Raw genomic sequence first — 21,580 nt, forward strand, 5'->3', positions numbered from 1 at the left:
GCCTCACTTGTCCGGCTTGGCCCAGGACGGCGGCGCCTCGATGACTGCGGTCAATTCGAGCTCCCTCTTCTGGCGCTGCTCGAACTCTTCGCGCTCGACTTCCTGGAGCGGGTTGAGCCCTTCGGGAGGCGTTCCGTATGATTCGAGATCGCCGCCGATGTCGTCGATCTCTTCGTCGTGCTGCGCGGTCGCGCGGGCGTCCTTCTCGAGCGCGTTGCCGGCGAGCACGCCGACGGCAGTGCCGATGACTCCGCCCACCACCATCCCTGGAGGTCCGGCGATCATGCCGGCCGTCGCACCGACTGCGGCGCCGGACAGAGTGGTGACGCCGAACAGCTCGTGGTTGTCTCGAGGCAACGTGAACTCGCCCTCGCGAGGACGCTTTTTCGTATCTCGCAATCGCATGGGAATGCCCTTTCCTTGGTTTCGATTCACGTGGCAGCGTTCGTTCCGAGCCCGCCTTTGGGGCGTACGACCAGCACCGAGCGGTCGGCGTGGTTGACGATCTTGGCGGCGGTCGTTCCGACCAGCCGATCGAGCAGGCCGTAGCCGTGCGAGCCGATGACGATGAGGTCGACGTCGTGCTCGTGGGCGTAGGCGCAGATGGCGTCCCACGCGACCCCCACTTGAGCCGTCGTCCCCTCGAGCAGATCCGGCGGGACTCTCTTCGAGAGCTCTTCGAGGTCGGCGCGCGCCGTCGAAAGAAAGGTCTCGATGACCTGACTCGGCGGCATGGACCAGATGTTCGTCGGCATCTCGGCAGGCAGGCCGACCGCGCGAAACAGCTGGAGCTTTCCCCCCGTCCGTTGCACGAGATCGACGGCCGCGTCGAGCACCTCGGTCGCGCGCTTCGAGGCATCGAGACCCACGAGGATGCGGTCCATGCGCGCTACGAATTCACGTCGCGTGCCGCCTTGCCGCTTCCGTTAGCGACATCACGCCACGCGCGACGTGCGCGTCCCGCGAGCCATTTTTTCGGCAGAACCAGCCTTGGGCGAGGAACCCCGGTCCATGGGGAGGATCCCTCACGCCGCACTTTGGCCCGGACCTTGCGACTCTTTGCCGGGGGTGATCCGAGGCGAAGCAGCGAAGCGAGGCGAGGTAGCGCCATGGCAGAGTCGACGCAAAACGCAGAGGAGCTGTTCGACGAGCAAGAGCTCGTGAGGCGCGTCTGCGAAGAGGGTGGAATCGGTTCTCTCGACCTTTCGTCGCGCGTGATCCGGGCGACGCTCTTCACGCTGGGCCAGCGACTCGGCGAAGAGGACGCGACGGAGCTCGCGCGCAGACTGCCCGAGCCGTTCGGCGACTCGGTCGTTTGGGCCAACCACGACGGCTCGTTCGGGGCAGCCGAGTTCTACGAGCGCGTGCGCAAGCTCGATGGTGAGTCACGCGGATTCGGCCTCGAGCATGCGCAGGTCGTGCTTCGCGTCGTCGGAACGGCCCTGACCGAAGAGCTGCGTGAACGACTCGCCCGAGCACTACCGTCGGAGATCGCGCGCGTCATGCAGCCCGCGCATTTCGGCGAGCCGCCTCCCTATGGCGTGCCCCTCGTCGAAGCGGCCTCCGAGCCGCTCACGTCGCTCGCCAGCGGGCGATCGGGCAGTCGCCATCCCGTGAGCGAAGCCGCTCCGCCGGCCGGTCAAAGCCATTCCGTCGTCCGTGAAGCCAATCCGCACGGCGACGTGAAGCTCTCGAGTGCGCAAGGCATGACTCAGGAGCGTCTTGGTCGCGCTCTCGCCGACGGCCACGGAGGTCCACCTCGACCAATCTCCGAAGCTCACGACGAGGAAGCTCACGACGAGGAAGCTCACGACGAGAAGGAAGGTGCCCGATGAGCCAGGTTCAACCGTCCGAGAGCTCGTGGGACAAGCAAGCGGTACCGGGGCACTCCTCGGAGCGAAAGCCGGTGGCCGAGCTCCATGTGCGTGTCGAGCAGATGGAGGGCTTCGAGTTTCGCATTCGCTTCGACAAGGAGCAGTGGGAGGAGCTCGTCGTCGACGAACCTCCGCCGCTCGGCAAAGACAACGGCCCCAATGCGACGCGCATTCTCGCGGCGTCGATCGGCAACTGTTTGAGCGCCAGTCTGCTCTTCTGTCTGACACGCGCGAACGTCGAGGTGTCGTCGGTCGATGCCGACCTCTACATCGACGTCGCTCGGAACGAGCGCCATCGTCTTCGGATCCCTCGTATACGCGTCACGCTCTACCCGACGGTACCGGCCATCACCGACGAGCTCGCCAAGTGCATCGAGGAGTTCCAGGACTACTGCGTGGTGACCGAGAGCGTCCGCGAAGGTGTCGAAGTGCTGGTCGACGTCGAGCCCATGACGGAAGGCTTGGAAGGGCCTACGAGCTGAACGTGTGACGCAGCAGTCGTCGCTTCACGCGATCGACCACGTAGAGATACGTGCCCGTGGCGACGACCAGAAATCCGAAATAGCCAATGGGCAATGGTTCGAATCCGAGCATGCGCGCGAGCGGCGGCGCGTAGGGCAGGAGCATGCCGATGGCCACGACCACGAGAGCGGAGAAGACGAGCGGACGACTCGGGGCGACGGTCCAAGGGGAACCGACGGTTCGGATGACGAAGATCACCAGCGTTTGTGTGGCAAGCGATTCGACGAACCAGCCCGTGTGGAAGGCTCTCTCGGACGCGTGAAGGACGTGCAGCAAGACGGCGAAGGTCAGGAAGTCGTAGAGCGAGCTGATCGGCCCGAGCACGGCCATGAACCGACGAACGAGCCCGATGTCCCAGCGGCGTGGTGAACGCACGAGCACGTCGTCGACGTTGTCGGTGGGGATCGTGACTTGCGCGAGGTCGTAGAGGAAGTTGTTGAGGAGGATCTGGGTCGGCAGCATGGGCAAGAAGGGAAGGGCCACGGCTGCGCCGGCCATGCTGAACATGTTGCCGAAGTTCGAGCTCGTTCCCATGAGCAGGTACTTGAGGACATTGCCGAACGCTTTGCGTCCTTCGACGATGCCTTCGAGAAGCACGCCGAGGCCTGGCTCGAGCAAGATCACCTGCGCTGCCTCTTTCGCGACGTCGACCGCTCCCGCCACGGCGATTCCGACGTCGGCCGCATGGAGCGAAGGGGCGTCGTTGATGCCGTCGCCGAGAAAGCCGGTGACGTGCCCTCGCGAACGGAGCGCGGCGAGAATGCGTGTCTTCTGGGCAGGCGAGAGACGCGCGAAGACGTCGACTTGTTCGACGTGATGAGCGAGTGCGGGATCGGTCATCTTGTCGATCTCGTCGCCGACGAGGATTCGCTCGCTCGACAGCCCAACACGTTCGGCGACGTGCTGCGCGACCGCCTTCGCATCGCCGGTGAGAATCTTCGTCCTGACGCCGCGCCGCACGAGCGTCTCGACCGTTTCGCGCGCATCGGCGCGTGGCGGATCGAAGAACGCGATGAACCCCGACAGGACGAGGTTTCTCTCGTCGTCCAGCCCGTACGAGACGCGCCGAGGCAGCGGCCGCCACGCCACGGCGAGCGTCCGATAGCCTTTGGCGCCGAGCGCGTCGAGCGTACGCCGAGCCTGCGCCACCGCCTCGGTGTCGAGAACGCAGCGGACACCATCGAGTTCGTATTCGGTACAGCTCGCGAGGACTTGCTCGGGGGCGCCTTTGGTCACGAGGATGTACTCCTCGCCCTCGGCGCGCTCTCGCTTCACGACGACGCTTACCCGCCGGCGCTCGAAGTCGAAGGGCATCTCGTCGATCTTCTCGAAGCCGTGGATGTCGGGATGCTCGTGCTGCAAGACTGCGCGGTCGAGTGGGTCGAGCCGTCCGTGGCGTAGCACGGCCGCGTCGACGGGATTTTCCACTCCGCTTTCGAAGAAGCTGTTCACGCACGCGAGAAGGAGTGGACGCTCCTGTGTCTTGCCGGTGGGGTCCACGTGCGCTTCGAGGCTCATCTCGCCCGTCGTGAGCGTGCCCGTTTTGTCCGAGCAGAGGACGTCGACGCTCCCCAGATCCTGGATGGCCGCCAGGCTCTTCACGATGCACCGCTGGTGCGCCATTCGGACGGCGCTGCGCGTGAGCGTGATGGTGGTGATGACGGGAAGGAACTCCGGCGTGAGTCCGACCGCGAGTGCCACCGAGAAGAGGAGTGCCTGGAGCGGGTCGCGCTTGCCCCATGCCGTGACCACGAAGACGAAGAGGACGAGGAAGAGGACCGTCTTGAGGATGAAGGCCCCGAAGCTCGCGAGGCCGCGCTCGAACTCGGTCGGAGGAGGCGGCTTGTGGAGGCTCGCGGCGATACCGCCGAATCGCGTGCGGGGCCCGGTCGCGAAGACGCGTCCGGTGCCCGTGCCGCTCACGATCGACGAGCCGAGCCAAGCACGGACAGCGTCGCCATCGCCATGCGCGTCTTTCTCGGAAGGCAGCGACTCGCCGGTGAGTGCGGACTCCATGGCATGGAGGTCTTTCGAGGACGTGAGCTCGACGTCCGCAGGAACGAGATCGCCTGCCGAGAGGCGTACGACGTCGCCTTCCACGACCTGGGCGCGCGGAATTTCGACGAAGGCACCGTCGCGCAGGACCGTGGCTGTGGTGGAGATGCTTTCGCGCAGCGCATCCGCCGCGCGATGGGCGCGTCTCGTCTGAACGCCATCAAGGACCGCGCTCACCGTGACGATCGCGAGGATGACCGCCGCGTCGGTTGGATCGCCGACGAACATCGAGGCAATGCTCGCGATGACGAGAATGCCGACCAACGGGTTGGCGAAGCGGCGCACGAGCATGCGGAATCGCGGCCGATGTCTCGGGAGCGGTTCGTTGAGGCCGTCACGGGCGAGACGGCGCAGGGCTTCTTCGGTCGTGAGCCCGCTCTCCACGCGTCCAACCTTGAGATCGAGCGACAGGCTCGCAACGGCCCGGAGCAAAGCTCGATCGATCAGGCCAATGGCGCGAAACGGAAAAGATTGTTCCGCTCTGCCTCGAACGCGTCTCACGCTGTGCTCGAACGCCCACTCACCTTGCTCGCCCTAGGAGGCGTCAGCTACTCCGTACCGTCTTTCGGAGGCGATCGATGCTTCACTCAATCTTTCGCAGGTCGGGCCTGTCTCGTTTGTCGCGTGCGTCGGGCGTATTGCCGCTCGCGGTGCTCGTTCTGACGGGCGCTATTGCGGTGGCGTGCGGAAGCGATAAGTCGCGAAGCTTCGACGAAGATCCGAATTTGCCCGGGGGCTCGAACGGTCAGACCCCGAACGGTGTGCTCGGTGACGGCGACGGCGGAAAGCCCGAGCTGAAGGCCGTCGGCACGTTGACGGGTACGGTCTACGCACCCGAAGGTACCGTGCCGATCGCGAACGCGCTCATCTACTTGGGCGGTTCATTGCCAGCGCCCATTCCTGATCACGCGTATTGCGACAAGTGCGTTCAATTGCCGGCGGGCACGCCGTTCACCTACTCCAAGGCGGACGGAACCTTCGAGCTGCCGATCTACTCGCCCGGCCAGGCATATCTGATCGTGCAAAAGGGGCAGTTCCGCCGCGCGCGTCCGATTACGACGACCGAAGGAACGCAGGCGGTCGACAAGCCGCTCACCACGTTCCCCGGCGCCTCGAATTCGGCGGTGGGTGACGACATCCCGCGCATCGGGGTGGCCGGCGGTGGCTTCGACAAGATCGAAATCTCGCTGAAGAAGCTCGGGCTCACGCAGTTCGATCGGTACGGCCAGGGCCTCTTCGAGCCCAAAGGGCTGCCGCCCGCCGTCTCGCAGTTCACCTGGGACCTCGTCAAATCGCAGGAGACGCTCTCGAAGTACCACATCGTGCTTTTGCCCTGCGGCTTCACGGGGCTCGAGTGCAAGTCGCTGCCGACGAGCGGCCAGCAGAAGATGCTTCGCGACTACGTCGAGGGTGGCGGCAAGGTTTACGTCACCGATTATTCATACGAAGTCGTCCGTCAGATCTGGCCGGGCTTCATCACGTGGAAAGACGGCAACGACAAAGAGCTCACGGACATGAGCCAGTGGGGTGTGGCCTGCCAGCCGGGGCAGTACGACCTCGACGGTAAGGCGGAGGATCCGGGCCTCGGCGCATGGCTCTCCGCCATCGGCGAGTCGAGCTTCAAACTCAAGGGAAGCTACACGCTCATCTCGAAGGTCACCCCGCAGCAGGGCAAGGACGCCGACGGCAACCCTACGACCATCACGCCCAAGGTCTGGATGTCTTCGGTGAAGGGTCCACAGACCGTGACCTTCGACGACCAGTGCGGTCGCGTGCTCTTCAGCACCTACCACGCCGAAGGCGACGACGACACGAACCTCCTCGCGCAGGAGAAGGCGCTGCTCTACATCTTGCTCGAAGCCAGCGTCTGCATCGGGCCGGCCCAGCAACCACACTAGTCTTGTGGGGGCGGAGCCCCCCCTCAAGCGCTCTGCGCTTGAGCCTCCCCCCGGCTGATCGCGGCGGGTCGCCTGACGGCTTGTCGCGCTATGAGCGCGACAAGAACCCGCCGCGATCAGCCGGGGAGGCTCAAGACCGTTAGGTCTTGAGGGGTGCAGAGCCCCCGCGTTTAGCGTCGGCGACGAAGTCGAGAACGCTGCGTTGCACGCGGGCGCTCGGATGGCCGAGCAGGCGCTCGACGATGCTCGATTCGAGCTCGACGGGGAGGACCGTGGCGAGAGCCTGGACCGCGCTCGAGAGGACGGCTTCGTTGTCGTCGGTGCGGAGGACGTCGAGGAGGAGACGTCGCTTCTCGTCCGAGCGCTCGAGCGCGGCGAGGATGCCTATCGCGCTGTCACGGATGGTCGCGTCGTCGTTGGCGAGCAGCGTGCTCACCACGTCGCGGAGCTCGGTCCAGCCGATCGAGCGGCACGCCGCGAGACGGTCGAGCGCTTCGAGGAGCCACCGTCGCACGGCCAGCTGCTCGTCCTCGTTTCGCGCGATGTCCGAGAGGGCTTTCCACGCCGAGGGCGCAGCGAGATGCTTGAGAAGCCACGCGGTGTGTTCGCGTTGCTTGGGGTCCTTTTCCTTGCGCAGCGCCTTGATGAGCGCGTGACAGAGCGGCTCGCGCTCCCACGCTCGGGCGAGGGCGAAAATCGATCCCTCGGCGTTGTAGTCGACCGTCGAGAGCGCCGTGACGAGCTCGTTCGGAGGAACGCTCGTGAGCCACGTGGGGTGCTCGCGAAGCGAACCGGACGCGTCCTCGGCCTTCAGCGGATCACCAAGCGCGGCGAACAGTTGCTCGCGCGTCGGTTCTTGCGCGACCTCGTCGGTCGGAGGAGGAAGCGCGCTGGCCCGGCGGGTGAGCGGTGGCTCGGAAACCGTGAGCGAGACGACCTCTTCCTGCACCTCCGCGTTCGCGAGAGCCTCGAGGTCTTCGTCGTCTTCTTCGAGGTCGCTGTCCTCGACCTCCGTGACGACGTCCGCGTCGTCGACTTCGGTGGCGCGTACTTCGACGTCGGGGGCCGCCTCGAGCTCCGCTTCGGCCTGGCGGATTGCCTCCGCTTCCACCTCGGCGACGAACGCCTCGTTGCCGACGAGCGTCACACGGTCGCCGTCGTCCGTCGTCGTAGGCTCCTCGTGCGTCGCCACGACTTCGGCGGCGGCGACGACTTCGTCGACCTTCGCGATGGCAGGTTCGTTCGATGCCGCGTCGCCTACGCTGGGCGGCATCGGAGGCGGAGAATCGGACAGCACGCTGAGGGCCGCACCCCAATCGTCGTCGATCGCGCTCGAGTTCGGTCGGACCGACTCCGCCGTTTTCGACCGCGGTGCAGCTTCGCTCGTCTCGGTCGAGGTCGCGGCGGCCTGTTCGACGGCGGGGGCGAGAAGTTCGGCGAGCGAAGGTGGGGGCGGTGCCACGAGGGCCGACACTGAGGGATCGGTGGCGGGCACCGATGCTCGCCCGCCAATGCCCGCTCGCGAAAACGCGAGAGCGACGTCGTCTCGCAGCTGTGCAAGTGTCGCGTCGAGAAGCGTCCGAGCGCTTTCGAGCGAGCGTACGCGCTCCTCGGACACACCCTTCGCAGCGATGGCCAACGTCAGCTCGCGTTCGATCCGATCGCGTTCGGAGCGACCCGCGAAGTTCTCCCGCTCGAGGCGAGATTCCGTCTCCTTCGCCAGCTCTAGCGCACGCTCGAGTCCGTCGATCTTGTCGCGCGCGATCGTGCGTTCGCGCTCGGCGTCACGCTTTGCCTTCGCGACGTCGGATGCGAGATCGCCAGCCTCGTCGCGCGCCTTCCTCAGATCTTCGGCGTGCTTGGTCGCCTCCGCGCGTAGCGTCGTCGCCTCGTCCTTCGCCTTGTTCCCGTCGTCGCGTGCCTTCGCGGCGTCCAAGCGCGCGCCCATGGCCTCGTCCTTGGCCTTGGCAACGTCCTCTTTGGCCTTTGTCGCGTCGTTGCACGCGGCCTTCGCTTCGTCCTTGGCCTTCGTCGCGTCTTCGTTGGCCTTGGCTGCCTCGTCCTTCGCTTTGGCTGCCTCGTCCTTCGCTTTGGCTGCCTCGTCCTTCGCTTTGGCTGCCTCGTCCTTCGCTTTGGCTGCTTCCTCGTTGGCCTTGCTCGCTTCGGCTTTGGCCTTGGTGGCTTCCTCGCGTGCCTTGCGCAGCTCCTCGCGATCTCGATTCGCGCTCTCCTTCGCCTTCTTCGCGTCGTCGGCGGTCGCCGCGAGCTCATCGCGTTCGGTGCGGAGCTTCTGGAGATCCTTGAGCGCCGACTCATGCATTCGGCGCAACGATTCCGCCTCGGACTCCACACCGGTGAGGCGGGCCTGCAGGTGGAGAGCGTGCTCCGTCGCGCGCTCGAGGCGTTCGATGGCTTCGGTTCGATCGCGTCGTTGATCGTCGAGCGACTTCTCGACCGCCGCCGCCTGATGCGTCAGGCGACTCAGCTCGCGCCTCAGCGCCACGACGGCGCTCGTGGCGACATCGCGAGGTCCGAGTTCCATTTTCACGACGTCGATACGCGCACTCGCGTCGCCGTCGTCGGGCTCGGCACGATCATCACGACGGCTGGCTGGGGCTTCGTGATCGTTTCGCTACGGCGGTCCCCGACCGTCGTCTCGACGCTCTCGATCCCTTTGGCCTTTCTGGTTCCCTGCATGGCGCTTCCCTGGATGCGGGCGTGTCCTCGCGATGGACCATGGAAGCACACCGGCGGCTCGCCAGCCTGCTTCGTTGCTTGCCTCCTCGTTCGAGTGGGCGCTTGGGCGAGAGGAGAGCCGACCTTCTCCTACCGTCATCCAGTCATCGCCGGGCCATCACCCGCCCATCGGCTTATCGAAGTGACCGCGTGTGCGCGCACGTACGGACCTTCCGGCAAGGGCGCTTGTCCGACGTCCTCGCGTGCGAGCAGCGTATGCTCTTCGCGCTGCGCCGACCGACTCGCGTGGGAGGAGAACACGTGTCGCAAGTGACCAAGAACAACCGCCAGGATCCGGTGACCAAGTTCTGTCTGACGATGGAGGAGTTCCGTCGTACCGATCCGGGCCGCGTGCGGAGTCCGCAAGAATTCGTCACTCACTTCTTCCCGCACGACCAGACGAACGCGACGGACCGCGTGTTTTTGCACATGCCGCGCGAGGTACGCGCGCCCATCGTCTCGGCCTGGGGCATTCGCGGCGCCAAGGCGGCCGTTCGTGACGATGACGCGAAGGTCCGTGTCGTCGTCCACGACGCGCTCCTCGCGGGCGACATCGACGCCGCGACGTTCGAGGAAGGGATCATCGCCGGCACCCTCATCGACTGGGCACCCCTCCAGGAGTGGTGGACCTTCTGGCGGACCGGCCGCGTTTCCGGCGCGCCCGTCCAGAAGGCGCTGCGCACAGCCCGCGAGCTCAACCTCTTCGACGATCGCTGGTTTTTGCAGAACCTCGAGGGGCGTGGAGGTCGGCTCAAGGGCACGGACACCATCTGCGATACGCTCAGCAAAGATCAGATCGTGGCCTGGGTCCGCGGGATCCACGCGAGCGGCGACGGCTCGCCGATGGGCATCGTGAACGCGCTCGGGTGGGACACCATCCTCGCCAAGGTCTCGGAAGAGGCCCTCCTCTTCGCGCTCGACGCCTTCGCCAAGAAGGTCGGCCTCGTCGCCCCGACCGTGACGGCGCCGGCCACCGTTTCGGCCACCGCCACGTCTGCGACGGCAGCCACGTCTGCAACGGCGCCGACAGCCACGAGCGCCACGAGCGCCACAAGCGCCACAAGCGCGACCGCAACGAGCATCGCAACGATGAGCGCCGAGGCCGCCCTGGAAGAGCTTGGCTCGATCGACATCGCCATCGTCGAGGATCGCAACATCAAGACCGACGTTCCTCCGCCCCCGGAGGAGAAGTGGAGCGACCCGGTCCCGCCGAGCTGACCGTCGCTCGGGCGCTCGCGAATCCTTAGGAGCGGGCGCCCACCAGCCCGAGGAGCTGCGTGCGAAGCGGCTCCTCGTACTGCCGTCCCAGGCTCTCGATGTGGTTGGCCGCTTCCGGCCCACCGAGAAGCGCGAACGAACGCGCGACGGCAAGAATCACGGGCGCCGTCGTCTTCGGGCCCGTCGAGCTTCGCTTCTCCGGCTTGGTGCCCAGTGCACGCCGCAGAATGCCGATGGCGAGAGGTCGCGCGGCTTCGTTCGCGTCGGCCAAGGCCTCGGCCACGGCCACGCGAAGCAACGTGCTCGGAGGCTCTCCAGCGAAGATCTGCTCGCCCCTCCGTACGATGTGTTCGTCGATCGCGCGAAGCTCTCGAAGCGCGATCAGCGCCGCGATGCGAACGTCTTCCTCCGGATCTTTGAGGAAGAGGCCGAAGAGCAACGCGCGCGAGCGATCGCCCCAGAGGCGTACCAGCGGTCCGATGGCGGCACGGCGCACGGCCGGATCGCCCCATCGAATGCACGCGGCGACCACCGTGCCGAGCCCCTCGGCCGAAGGTGCGTTGTGGCCGACGTCTTGATCGGGAAGCACCATGCCCCTCAGCAGGTCTTCGGCGAGGCGCGGGTCGTGTTTGCGTGCCTCTCCAGGTGCGTTCCGCTCGAGCGCCAGAGACACGAGCGGCCATGCTGGAGCACCGATGGCTCGGAGCGTCGCCACGAAACGAGTTCGCAGGGTGGGCGTGGGATGCGAACGAATGCGCACCGCGTAGAGCGCGTGCGCTGCCGCGAGTCCCAGCATCGACAGGAAGCGTGGTGCCGCGTCACCCTCGCTCGAGAGCACGTGCTCGGCAGCCGGGCCGAGGAGCGCCGGATCCTCGAGCGTGCGAACGACGCGCGAGGAGAGCTCGGCGCGCGGATCCGCGGTCGTCTCGGCGACATGACGGAAGATGGCGACCACCCTCGCGAGGGCTTCGTATTCCGCCCGGCTCAACATCACGCGCATCGCCGCGGCCACGGCCCTTGCTTCGTTGGCGAAGTGGGCAGGTGTGGCCAGGCGCTCGCGCAGTGCCGCGGCCGGATCCGTCGTGAGCAGCGCGGCCAGAGCCGGAATGTCGACGGGCGCCATGCCGAGCGTGCTCGACGTGCTCGACGTACGCGACGGAACTGGCGACGAAAGCGCCTGGGGCGGAGAGCTTCCTCGCTCCCTGGCAGATGCCCCTGCTCCGACCGAGTGCAGCTCGAGTCGTGAACCGGCCTCGATGTGTCGAAGCGCTGCGCGCACCTCACGCATGCTGCCCGGACGCTCGGACGGCCACTTCCGCAGCATTCGCAAGATGAGCTCTTCGAGGCGCGGGTCGACCGGACGGATTAGGGCGGGAGGGGGAGGTGGCTTGTGGAGATGGAGTTGGGCGACGTCCGCCGGCGTCGGGCCGGTGAACGGCAGCTGACCGGTGGCGAGCTCGTAGAGGATGATGCCGAGCGCATAGATGTCCGACCGGCCATCGACCTCGCGCCCTTCGCACTGCTCTGGCGACATGTACGCGGGCGTGCCGACGAGCCCTCGCGTGCCGGTGTGGGCGGCAATGCCGAAGTCGCAGACTTTGACGAGCTCGACGGCGCGTCCCTCGTCGTCGTCGGTCTTCACCAAGATGATGTTCGACGGTTTGACGTCGCGATGAACGATGCCGCGGCCGTGCGCGTGGCCGAGACCCGCCGAAACCTGCATCGCGATGTCGATGATGCGTTCGAGTGGAAGCGCGCCTTCGCGGACGACGACCTCCTCGAGCTCGACACCGCGAAGGAAGTCCATCGCGAGATAGAGGAGGCCGTCGGGCTCCTGTCCGTAGTCGAAGATGCGGACGACGTTGGCGTGATCGAGTTGGCTGACGGCGAGCGCCTCGGCTTGGAAGCGCGCGCAGAACGCGAGGTCGCGGCGAAAGCGCTCGTGGAGCACCTTCACGGCGAGCGGAGTGCCGAGCTGCTTGTGACGCGCGCGGTAGACGACGCCCATGCCGCCCGTTCCGACCTGCTCTTCGACCACGAACTTACCGCCGGCGAGCTCTCGACCCGTCAGATCCTCGGCAAGGAGCTCGTCATCGGCCTCTTGCGGCGGACGGACCAAGTCGCGCGTGTGATGTGCCGTGAGGGTGGCCGGGCGAGCGCGAGTCGCGCGCAGCGAAGGCATGCCGCGAACGGACGACGGAGGTGCCGACGAGGGCGACGGTGGAAAGGACGCGCTCGGTCTCGGCGCGTTGATCGGCGGCGGCGGCTTGGACGATGGGGGGCCCGCACGGAGCGGGTCGTACGCGCGCAAGCGCAATGGAAAGCCGCGTTCCGTCGGTGCGCCCACGGGCTGCGCCATCACGAGGAGGGGCTCGGGGTTGCCCGGCGTCGTCACTTCCAGGACGTGAAGCGACGCGTCGCCTGGCGGGTCGACGAGCGGAACGAGAACGGTCCGTCGAGCTCGAGCGAACTCCTCCACCATTCTCCGTGCGTCTTCGTCCGCGAGCTCGGCGACCAGGACGGGCAGGAGGACGTCGGCGTCGTCGGACACGCCGTCATTCTAAACAGACCTTCGGTCGCAGGTGCTTACATCTTCCGCGTCGGCGACGTGACATCGCAAAAGTGAAATCGCGCATTGCAGATTCACGATGTGGCGCCTCTCGACGCGAGGTCCGCAAAATCAGGCAGGCGCAGGCGCAGGCGCAGCGAGCCAGCCAGCCAGCCAGCCAACCAAGCCAGCCAGCCAGCGGGTCAATGTGGCCCACTCGTGCCCGCTCAGTCGGTCGGACGTGAACGATGGAGCGGAGCGTACCTGGACAGTCGCTCGGGGTGAGCGTACGTCGCATCCCTCGTCCACGTCGGGGCGGATATGTGTCCATTCCCTTCCCGCGAGCGCGACCTTTCAGAAGCGTAACGATTCGCTCCGTTGACCACGAAAAGCGAGGATGAGATCCTAAAGACAGTCTCTTCGCATGGCCTCCTTGCCTCCTGAGGATCTGCTCCCCGTTCTCGTCGCCGATCTGGCTGACGACGCGTCGCGCGACATTCTCTATTCGGCAGCGCTCTCGGGAACGCGCGTCTTCGTGCCGCTCGAGACGGCGCCGGTGAACGCGTCGCAGCACGTTCTCGAGGTCCACATCCCGAGCATGTCCGAGCCTCTCTTCTTTCTCGCGCAGCCTCTTGGCCCGCCGACAGAAGACGGTTTTCCGCTTCGTGTCGCGACGATGCCGAATCAGCAACCCGGCGAGCCGAACCGCGAATCGCCGGTCCCATCCACGGGCGTCGTGCGAGGACGGCGCGGGAAGAGCATCGCCCCGCTGACCGCAAGTCATACAGCCGATCTTTCGGTGGTCGGTCCGCTGCCCAGTCCACCGGCGGATGCCCTCGTCGGCCGTGCGCTCGCGGGCGGCAAACTGATGATCGAGCACCTCATCGGCCGCGGTGGTGTGGGCGCTGTCTACAAGGCGCGCCATCGCGAGCTCCGCATGCCGGTCGCCGTGAAGGTGCTCCACGAGTCCTTCCAGCGCGACATCGACTTCTGTCGGCGCTTCTACGCGGAAGCCCTCGCAGCGAGCCGGCTCGACCATCCGAACATCACGCGCGTGATCGACTTCGGGCAGGAGCCCGACGGTCTTCTCTATCTGGCGATGGAGTTCCTCGATGGCGTGGAGCTCCGCGACGTGCTCGCCAAAGAAGGGCCGCTCGATCCGGTTCGCATCGCCACCGTGATGATGCAGGTCTGCGCGGGCCTCTCGCACGCCCATGCGCGCGGCATCGTCCACCGCGACATCAAGCCCGAAAACCTCGTCATCGTCCAAGGACAAGACGACGACGGACGCGCCGTCGAGATCGTCAAGGTCTGCGACTTCGGTATCGCGCAGCATCGCGCGGCGACGGCCAACGAGCTGGGCGTCATCTCGGGCACGCCCGAATACATGTCGCCCGAGCAGTGCCGCGGCGACGAGCTCGATGCCCGAAGCGACGTCTACGCGTGTGGCGTCGTTCTCTACGAGCTCGCGACCGGACAGGTTCCTTTCCAGTCCGAGCGCCCGCAGTCGATCCTCAACCGGCATCAGTTCACGCCGCCGGTTCCGCCGTCGACGCTTCGTCCCGGCACCGATCCGACGCTCGAGAAGGTCATCCTCCACGCGCTCGAGAAGGAAGCGGAGGATCGGCCGCAGAGCATGCGGGATCTGCGTGTCGAGCTTCGCCAGGTCCAGAGTCCTGCGCCGATCGAGGCGGCGCCGAACTCGTCGGTCGTGGCGGAGAGGGCTCTCGGCGCCGCGATGCCGACGACCGACGAAATCCGTCCGATAACGGCGGCGCAAGCGGCGACGCTTCTCGCGCAGCAAGCCGACGAGCCGCCGCCGAGCCGTGTGGTCCCGAGCCCGCCGCAGCAGCAGCCGGAGTGGCTCGAACGCAACCCTGTCTACGCGTCGTCGGTCGCGCAACAAGCGGCCGCGAACCAAGGAAAGCCGCCTTCGACGGGCAAGCTTCTCGCCGCCGCGCCTGCCGGTTACCCGCCGGACGAGCTCGCGGATGCACTCCAGCAGAACGCCGCCGGCTGGCTCCGCCGCGTGGCGAAGACGACGGACGTGCGCGCGTTCTCGCAGTTCGCGTTGCGCCTCGATCCGGCGCTGCGTGCGCTCGCAGCGCGCGGCGACACGAAGACGTTGTGGGCCGTGTCGAGCACGCTCCAAGGCATCGCGATGGAGGGCCCGCAAGCAGCGGGGTCACGCGCGCAAATCGCCTCACGGGTGTCACGCGTGTTCGAAGACCCGGCGATCCTCGCGACGGTTGCCGAGCAGCTGCTTTCGGGAACGGAAGAAGCCCGCGACTACGCGCGCCGCTTGCTCGTGCACGGCGGTATCTCAGGTGCGTACGGGCTCTACGGGGCGCGTGTGAAGTTGGCGAGCGACCCGCACATTCGCGGACCGTTCATCGCGGCGGTCAAAGATTGCGGGCGCAAAGCATGGCCCGTGGTCCGTGCTGCGCTCGAGAAGATTCTCGATAGTGACTACAACCCCCGCACGTTGGAGCTCGCCGAGGACCTCCTCTTGTGCGTTCCGACCGTGGGTGACGAGTCCGCGGGAAATCTCGTCGTGAAGTATCTGCGGATCAACGTGTCGGGCGTGTGTCGCGCCGCGACCGCGGCGATCGTCACGCTGTGGGGAGAGCGCGCCAAGCCTCTTCTCGTCGGCATGGTGCAGAGCAAAGACGACGTGGTTCGCATCGCCGGCATCGCAGGGCTAAGGCAGCAGGGCAGCATCGACGAGCACGTCGTGCCGCGCCTCTCGGCGATCTTGCTGCGTCGAATGCCGGCGGGTGACGACGTTCGCGCCGCCGCGGCCATCGCCCTCGCGAACGTCACGGCGAGCGCTCAGAAGCCGGCGATTTCGGTGCTCACGCAGCTGCTCACGCCCTCTCGCGACGCGCGCGAGCTGCCGCCCCGTCCGCCTCAGGTGCCGGGTACGCTCTCTCGCGAGGACGCCGTCATTCTGGCCAGCGCGCACTCGCTCCTCGCGCTCAGCGGGCGCAACTACCGTGGTCTCGTCGCCGAGCGTGCAGAACGCAGCGCCGAACCTCTGAAGAGCCAGCTCAAGCGCCTGCTCGGCTCCTTGACTCCCGTCTAGCTAGCCGCGGGCTGTCGTCCGACATCGCCTACAGGAAACGCCTTGGGTACATCCGCTCCTGCAAGGAAGTTCGTACCACGCAAAAAGTACGGATGGGGGAAGGGCGAAGGTTCGCGATCCGCCGTAGCAGCCGGGCTCGCGACGGACGTCACGGAGCTTGCATGGTGAGGCCGACTTCCGGTTTGCTCCCGAGGCGAGGATGAAGAAGAGCGTCTGTGTGAGGTGGGTGACCGGCCTTGCCATGGCGTTGGCGACTTGGGCATGCAGCCAAAGCAAGCCCGAGGCCGGCGACCCTGGTGGGACGAACCCGTCGGGCCCCGTCGATGCCTGTTCGACCCCGAACGAGGGCTGCCCTTGCGATGAACCGGGCAAGGTCGTGGATTGCGGGCACGTCGAGCTCCGATCGGGGGACTACGTTTCGTGCACGATGGGCCGCCGGACCTGCACCGGCGCCACGTGGGGCGCGTGCATCGGCGACCAAGTCACGACGAAGCGCTTCGCCGGCGGTGGCGATGGTCTCCACTTCAACGACCTCGCCGTGGGCGCCACGGCTTGCACCGATCCGTGTGACCCGTACTGCCAGAACTACGTCGACACGACCGACGCGATGACGGCCCCGCCGGGCTTCACCATCGACGGTGGTCTCGCGGTGACCGGCACCGGGCCCACCGGCACCGTTCCCGCGTCGATCCAGACCACGACCAACGGCGACTCCACGTGTGGCGCCGCCCAGAACCTCCACTCGAATCCGTGCAACGCCAACCCGCTCACGGCCTGCCAGCAGGACTACCGGTGCGATACCGCGACGAACAGCTGCGTTTGGAACGGCGGCGAGGGCTACTTCGACCCGACGGCCGGCGGCGCCGACCTGACCATCGGCGCGGCGTGTGACATCGGCTGGGGCAACATCGTCCCGGTCTGCAACCGTGGTTCGGTAAGCATCGCCGCCGGGGCGAAGATCAACGTCTACCTCCAGGGCATCGGTCAGACGCCGAACGGCTGTACGGCCAACACCGCGCCTCCGGACTGCACGATGCCGGTGCCGACGAGCGGCCTCGCTCCTGGCAGCTGTCTCAACGTCGTTTGCACGGTCCCCGGCGACAAGTTCGCCATCGTCAACCCGCCGGGCAGCCCGGGCGGCGTGACCGAGGCCGCCGGCCGATGCGCGAACAACGCGGCCTTCGCCAGCACGTCGGGAGCGCCCGGCTGTGCGACCTGCCAGTCGTGCAACACCACCATCAAGGGGCGCGTCATGGACCCCGGCATGACGGTCGGCCTCAACGGCATCACCGTCTTCCAGCCGAACCGCGCGCTCGCAGCTATCCCGGACAACGTTGGCGGCGCTACGCGCCCGCCGTGTGACACGTGCGATTCACTCCTCGACCCGACGAGCTTCTCGACGGGCGTGAACTCGGGCATCGACGGCGCCTTCACGCTCACGCGCGTCGCGCCCGGTCCGAACCAGAAGATCGTCGCGCAGACGGGGCGCTGGCGCCGCGTCACCACGATGGACATTCCGGCGTGTCAGACGACGAACCTCGCGGACGACGCCATCCGCATGCCGAAGAACCGGCGCGAAGGCGACATCCCCAAGATGGCGCTCGTCGAGGCTTCGCGTGAGGCGCTCGAGTGTTGGCTCCTCAAGGTCGGCATGGATCCCAACGAGATCTGGCCGCGCGGCGGAACGGCACCGGGCGACACGCAGCCGAACCAGGCCCGCATCCAGCTCTACCAGAACAACGGCATGGGCCAGCGCTCGACGTGTGGCGGCCAGCCGGGCGAGCAATGTACGTCGGGTAGCTCGTGTGCCTCCGGCAGCACGTGCAACGTCGGCGTGAATACGTGTTCGAGCACGTGCGGTGGCAACGCCCAGGCGTGCTGCGAGAGCGGCACGCCTTGCTCTGGGACGCGCGTTTGCGATCCTGCGACCAACACCTGCAAGACGGGCGGCGGCTTGAATCAGCCTTGTTTGGCTGGCCGAACGTGCAGCGCGAGCACCCGCGTGTGCGATGGCACGAACAAGTGCGTGACGTGCGGTGGCAACGGCGCGCAGTGCTGTTCGAGCGGAACCGCTTGCAGCACTTCCTCGTACGGATGCGAGCTCGCCACGAACACGTGTCAACCGGCTGGCGCCAATGGCCAGCCCTGCAAGGGGGGGACGACCTGCAATGCCGGCCTCACCTGCACGAACACCACGGTGAACGGCATCGCCGGCAAGGTCTGCGCGAGCGCGAGCCCTTGCGGCGGCGTCGGGCAGGCGTGCTGCGCGAGCAACACGTGTGCAGCAGGCCTGACGTGCGGCGGTGGCGGGACTGCCGGTAAGTGTGGCAAGTGCGGTGGCACCGGCGAAGTCTGCTGTCCGGGTGATACCTGCACGACGGGAACGTGCGGTGGCGGTGGCGTCGCGGGCCGATGCGGATCGGGCTGTGGCGGCAACGGCGATCCTTGTTGTGGAGGCAACAGCTGCAACGCCGGCCTGACATGCGGCGGCGGCGGAACCGCCGGCGTGTGTGGAACCAACTCGTGTGGCGGTAGCGGCCAGGCGTGCTGTCCGGGCAACAGTTGTCTCTCGCCGCTAAGCTGCAACGGTGGCACGTGCTCCCTCGGCGGAACCGGGTGCGCCTCGCGCCCGACGCCTCCCTACGGTCCTCAGCTCTGGGGCTCGAACGAGATCAACGAGTTCAGCGCCGTCATCCTGCCGTGCGACGGTCACGAGAACACGTATTTCTCGAACAGTACGTTTGCACCGAGCGCCGCCGAGGCCGCGAACATGCTCGCGTACGCCAACGCGGGCGGCCGTATCTTCATGAACCACCTGACGGCCTCCGCGTCGTGGCTCAACAGCTCGAACGCGCCGACGGCGTGGAAGGCCAACAACGTCACCACGTGGGGGACGAACAGCACGCCGACCAATCCGGCGGCGGGCTTCGTCTGGGGTATCGGAGGCACGGGCACGGCCGCGCAGCAGAGCTTCAACAAATGGATCTCGACGTGGGCGCCGTGGGCCGGACCCACGCCTCCTGCCGGCGGTGCGTGGCTCCGTGTCGACGCTCCTCGTACGGACGCGGCCGTCGTCGGCGCCAACGCTCAGGAGTTCGTCCGTGGCAGGTCGAACAACAGCTGGCCGGCGCCGCCGTACAGCCAGGCGACGGGCGCGACTACGACCGGCACCTACTCGCTGACGTTCTCGTTCGAGACCGGTCCCTCCGGGATCCCGGCAGCGCAGAGCAGCGCGAACACGTGCGGTCGTGTCATCTACAACGGCATGCACACGAGCGAGTCTCGTACGGCCAACTATCCGCCGAGCACCGCGGACCAGTTCCCCGTCGCGTGCGATCTCAGCTTCGGCCTCACGCCGGAAGAGAAGGCGCTCGAGTACCAGTTCTTCCAGCTGACGGCGTGTGCGCTCGGCGGCGCTCCTCCGCCTCCTCCGCCTCCTCCGCCTCCGAGCCTCGCGGAGACGGCCGTGTTCACGCGCGACTACCAGGCGATCTGCACGGCGGGCTACCGGCCGCGTTGGAACTACTTCTCCTGGCAGGCGACGATCCCGACGGGCACCTCGATGGGGTTCAAGGCGCAGACGGCGGCCGCGCAGGCGGATCTCGCCGCGGCTCCCCAAGTCGGCGCCGGCAACGCCACCACCTCGACGACCACGTGGACCAGCGATCCGAACACGATCGAGTGGCACCTCAACAACGACATCCCTGGCAATCGCCTGACCAGCAATAGCTGGCTCCGCATCGAGATGACGTTCCACACGAACGGTTACGTCTCGCCGGTGCTCCAGAACTGGCGCCAAACCTTCGACTGCATCCCGGCGGAGTGATCGATGAAGCTTCTCGTTCCCACCGGCGTGCTCGGCTTCGCGTTCGCGTTCGCGCTCGCGGCGGGCTGCTCGAACTCGGATCGACCGGCTCCGGCAGAGATCGGCTCGGGTAACAATACGCCCGGAAAAACGACGGGCACTACGGGCGAGACCCTGGCCGACAGCGGCTCGAGCGGCTCGAGCGGCACGGTGACCGATCCCGACGCGCCGTTCGATCCGGCCGCCTGCACCGACCCGCCGGAGCTCGGCAATCCTCTCCAAGAGCTCGGCGAAAAGGGCGCGGCGCCGACTCCGAGCGGCGGCGAGATCACCGCGGGCACCTACATTCTCGACGAGATGTACAAGAGTGTCGGCGGCGACACGTCGGGCGGCCCCGGCGAACAGAATCCCACGCCTGGAACCGGCCCCACGGGGCATTTCGCTCAGAAGACGATCGTGCTCAAGGGAGGCAACTTCTCCTTCCTCGAGGCGGAAGGCGAGGGGAGCGCGAACAACATCGGCGCTCCGGTCTACTCCGCGGGCACTTACGTCGCGCAGGGCACGAACATCGTGCTGACCAAGCGCTGTGAAGGCCAAAGCGGTGCCGTGACGTACGGCTACTTCGCCTCCGGCCTCGCGCTCACGCTGTTCCGCGACGCCTCGCGGCGCGAGGTTTATCACCGCAAGCCTTGAGATCGAACGGGAAGCACGTCCTTTGCTAGAGTGCGGGCGTGCCTTCAGACGAGGATGTAGAGGGGCCGCCGCTCAGCCGCCCGTCCGCGACCGTGACTCCGACCCAAAAGCGGGCTCTCGTCTGGGTCGTTCTCCTCTCGTTCGCACTCGCGGCGTGGGTCGCTTCGCCTCTTTGGGTTTCGATTCTGCTCGGCGTCATCCTCGCCGTCTCGACCCATCGGACCTACGACAGGCTCCGCCGTCGCGTCGAGAAGAAGCGCGCGCCTTTGATTGCCGCGCTCCTCACGCTGGGAAGCGGCATTCTCGTGGCCGCCCTCAGCGCCGGGATCGTTTTCCTCGCGGCGAACGAGCTCGCGACACTCGTGGCCCACTTCAGCAGCGCCGGCGCGGGATCCCTCGCCGGCATCGTGGGGGAGCGCGCCGAGCACGTCATTCGTGAGTTGGGGATCGATACGCAGCGTCTCTACGAGTGGGGACGGAGCCAGCTCGCTGCCGCCGCGCAGTATGCGGCTGCAACGGCTGCCGTGATTCTCCGCAAGACGAGCTTCGCAGTGCTCGGCCTCGTCGTGACGCTCGTCACGATGTACTACATGCTGATCGAGGGCCAGGACCTCACGCGTCGGATCGAGCTCATCTCTCCGCTCGAGCCTCGTCATACGCGCGCGCTTCTCGACGAGGCGCGCGAAGTCGGACGAACGGCCTTCATCGGAACGCTCGGCACCGCAGCCGTCCAAGGAGTCATCGCCGGCGTCGGCTATGCGATTCTCGGCGTGCCGCATCCAGTCACGTGGGCGGTGGCCACGGCGCTCGCGTCGTTCTTGCCCGTCATCGGAACCGTGCTCGTCTGGGGGCCTCTCGCGGGCTACCTCCTGCTCGAGGGGCATCCCGTTCGCGCCGTGCTGCTCGTCATCTACGGCATCATCGCCATCACGTCGCTCGCCGATTACGTGATCCGCCCGCGCCTCGTCGGCAAGGGCCACGGCCATCCGCTGCTCACGCTGATCGCTCTTCTCGGCGGCATCGAGGTCTTCGGCCTCGCCGGCCTCGTGGTCGCACCGATCGTCATGAGCGTGTTTCTCGCCGCCGTTCGACTCTACGAGCGCGAGGTGCGCGCCGGGGCGCTCCCCGAGTCGAACTGACATCATC

14 protein-coding genes are annotated in these 21,580 nt (G+C 66.8%); 8 read left to right on the forward strand and 6 right to left on the reverse strand.

The window, feature by feature from the left end:
• Window positions 1-3 precede the first annotated feature (3 nt).
• Both AKJ09_RS25430 and AKJ09_RS25435 read right to left on the reverse strand, forming a co-directional pair.
• Window positions 4-405, reverse strand: a complete 402-nt coding sequence (locus tag AKJ09_RS25430) for a glycine zipper 2TM domain-containing protein (protein WP_146650022.1) — start codon at window positions 403-405, stop codon at window positions 4-6.
• Window positions 406-431: 26 nt separating this feature from the next.
• Window positions 432-884, reverse strand: coding sequence for a universal stress protein (locus tag AKJ09_RS25435; RefSeq protein WP_146650024.1), 453 nt, complete (start codon window positions 882-884; stop codon window positions 432-434).
• Window positions 885-1,109: 225 nt separating this feature from the next.
• On the opposite strand from AKJ09_RS25435, the gene AKJ09_RS25440 reads away from it, so the two are divergent.
• Together AKJ09_RS25440 and AKJ09_RS25445 are read left to right on the forward strand one after the other, a co-directional pair.
• Complete coding sequence (locus tag AKJ09_RS25440) at window positions 1,110-1,835, forward strand: DUF2267 domain-containing protein (RefSeq protein WP_146650026.1); 726 nt, start codon at window positions 1,110-1,112, stop codon at window positions 1,833-1,835.
• Window positions 1,832-2,356: an OsmC family protein gene (locus AKJ09_RS25445; RefSeq protein ID WP_146650028.1), complete on the forward strand. Its 525-nt coding sequence runs from the start codon at window positions 1,832-1,834 to the stop codon at window positions 2,354-2,356. The genes AKJ09_RS25440 and AKJ09_RS25445 overlap by 4 nt, the downstream gene beginning before the upstream one ends.
• Here the strand turns inward: AKJ09_RS25445 and mgtA are convergent.
• Window positions 2,346-4,883, reverse strand: a complete 2,538-nt coding sequence (gene mgtA, locus AKJ09_RS25450) for a magnesium-translocating P-type ATPase (RefSeq protein WP_146650030.1) — start codon at window positions 4,881-4,883, stop codon at window positions 2,346-2,348. The two genes, AKJ09_RS25445 and mgtA, sit on opposite strands and share 11 nt — an antisense overlap.
• A gap of 146 nt (window positions 4,884-5,029) precedes the next feature.
• Between mgtA and AKJ09_RS25455 the strand changes: the two genes are divergently transcribed.
• Complete coding sequence (locus AKJ09_RS25455) at window positions 5,030-6,349, forward strand: hypothetical protein (RefSeq protein ID WP_146650032.1); 1,320 nt, start codon at window positions 5,030-5,032, stop codon at window positions 6,347-6,349.
• 139 nt (window positions 6,350-6,488) lie between these two features.
• Here the strand turns inward: AKJ09_RS25455 and AKJ09_RS25460 are convergent, their stop codons facing one another.
• Window positions 6,489-8,891 (reverse strand): hypothetical protein, encoded by a 2,403-nt coding sequence (locus tag AKJ09_RS25460; protein ID WP_146650034.1) that lies wholly within the window; start codon window positions 8,889-8,891, stop codon window positions 6,489-6,491.
• A gap of 2 nt (window positions 8,892-8,893) precedes the next feature.
• Window positions 8,894-9,046, reverse strand: a complete 153-nt coding sequence (locus AKJ09_RS53285) for a hypothetical protein (RefSeq protein WP_169927853.1) — start codon at window positions 9,044-9,046, stop codon at window positions 8,894-8,896.
• Window positions 9,047-9,346: 300 nt separating this feature from the next.
• Between AKJ09_RS53285 and AKJ09_RS25465 the strand changes: the two genes are divergently transcribed.
• On the forward strand, window positions 9,347-10,303 hold the full coding sequence (locus AKJ09_RS25465) for a hypothetical protein (RefSeq protein ID WP_146650036.1): 957 nt from the start codon (window positions 9,347-9,349) through the stop codon (window positions 10,301-10,303).
• A 25-nt stretch (window positions 10,304-10,328) separates the two neighbouring features.
• Here the strand turns inward: AKJ09_RS25465 and AKJ09_RS25470 are convergent, their stop codons facing one another.
• On the reverse strand, window positions 10,329-12,854 hold the full coding sequence (locus AKJ09_RS25470) for a serine/threonine-protein kinase (RefSeq protein WP_146650038.1): 2,526 nt from the start codon (window positions 12,852-12,854) through the stop codon (window positions 10,329-10,331).
• A 421-nt stretch (window positions 12,855-13,275) separates the two neighbouring features.
• On the opposite strand from AKJ09_RS25470, the gene AKJ09_RS25475 reads away from it, so the two are divergent.
• From AKJ09_RS25475 to AKJ09_RS25490, 4 genes are all read left to right on the forward strand, one after another.
• Window positions 13,276-15,936: a serine/threonine-protein kinase gene (locus tag AKJ09_RS25475; protein ID WP_146650040.1), complete on the forward strand. Its 2,661-nt coding sequence runs from the start codon at window positions 13,276-13,278 to the stop codon at window positions 15,934-15,936.
• A 199-nt stretch (window positions 15,937-16,135) separates the two neighbouring features.
• Complete coding sequence (locus AKJ09_RS25480) at window positions 16,136-19,762, forward strand: hypothetical protein (RefSeq protein ID WP_146650042.1); 3,627 nt, start codon at window positions 16,136-16,138, stop codon at window positions 19,760-19,762.
• A 3-nt stretch (window positions 19,763-19,765) separates the two neighbouring features.
• The gene (locus AKJ09_RS25485; RefSeq protein WP_146650044.1) at window positions 19,766-20,434 is read left to right on the forward strand and encodes a hypothetical protein; all 669 of its coding nucleotides are present in this window, start codon (window positions 19,766-19,768) and stop codon (window positions 20,432-20,434) included.
• Window positions 20,435-20,472: 38 nt separating this feature from the next.
• Window positions 20,473-21,573 (forward strand): AI-2E family transporter, encoded by a 1,101-nt coding sequence (locus tag AKJ09_RS25490; protein WP_146650047.1) that lies wholly within the window; start codon window positions 20,473-20,475, stop codon window positions 21,571-21,573.
• Window positions 21,574-21,580: the final 7 nt, after the last annotated feature.

The sequence above is a fragment of the Labilithrix luteola genome (assembly GCF_001263205.1).
In the GTDB taxonomy this organism is placed as follows: domain Bacteria; phylum Myxococcota_A; class Polyangia; order Polyangiales; family Polyangiaceae; genus Labilithrix; species Labilithrix luteola.

Bases quoted from the DNA above. Each gene is read 5' to 3' on its own strand.
- AKJ09_RS25430 (WP_146650022.1), bottom strand. From the start codon at position 405: ATGCGATTGCGAGATACGAAAAAGCGTCCTCGCGAGGGCGAGTTCACG.
- AKJ09_RS25435 (WP_146650024.1), bottom strand. From the start codon at position 884: ATGGACCGCATCCTCGTGGGTCTCGATGCCTCGAAGCGCGCGACCGAG.
- AKJ09_RS25440 (WP_146650026.1), top strand. From the start codon at position 1,110: ATGGCAGAGTCGACGCAAAACGCAGAGGAGCTGTTCGACGAGCAAGAG.
- AKJ09_RS25445 (WP_146650028.1), top strand. From the start codon at position 1,832: ATGAGCCAGGTTCAACCGTCCGAGAGCTCGTGGGACAAGCAAGCGGTA.
- AKJ09_RS25455 (WP_146650032.1), top strand. From the start codon at position 5,030: ATGCTTCACTCAATCTTTCGCAGGTCGGGCCTGTCTCGTTTGTCGCGT.
- AKJ09_RS25460 (WP_146650034.1), bottom strand. From the start codon at position 8,891: ATGGAACTCGGACCTCGCGATGTCGCCACGAGCGCCGTCGTGGCGCTG.
- AKJ09_RS53285 (WP_169927853.1), bottom strand. From the start codon at position 9,046: ATGCAGGGAACCAGAAAGGCCAAAGGGATCGAGAGCGTCGAGACGACG.
- AKJ09_RS25475 (WP_146650040.1), top strand. From the start codon at position 13,276: ATGGCCTCCTTGCCTCCTGAGGATCTGCTCCCCGTTCTCGTCGCCGAT.
- AKJ09_RS25480 (WP_146650042.1), top strand. From the start codon at position 16,136: ATGAAGAAGAGCGTCTGTGTGAGGTGGGTGACCGGCCTTGCCATGGCG.
- AKJ09_RS25485 (WP_146650044.1), top strand. From the start codon at position 19,766: ATGAAGCTTCTCGTTCCCACCGGCGTGCTCGGCTTCGCGTTCGCGTTC.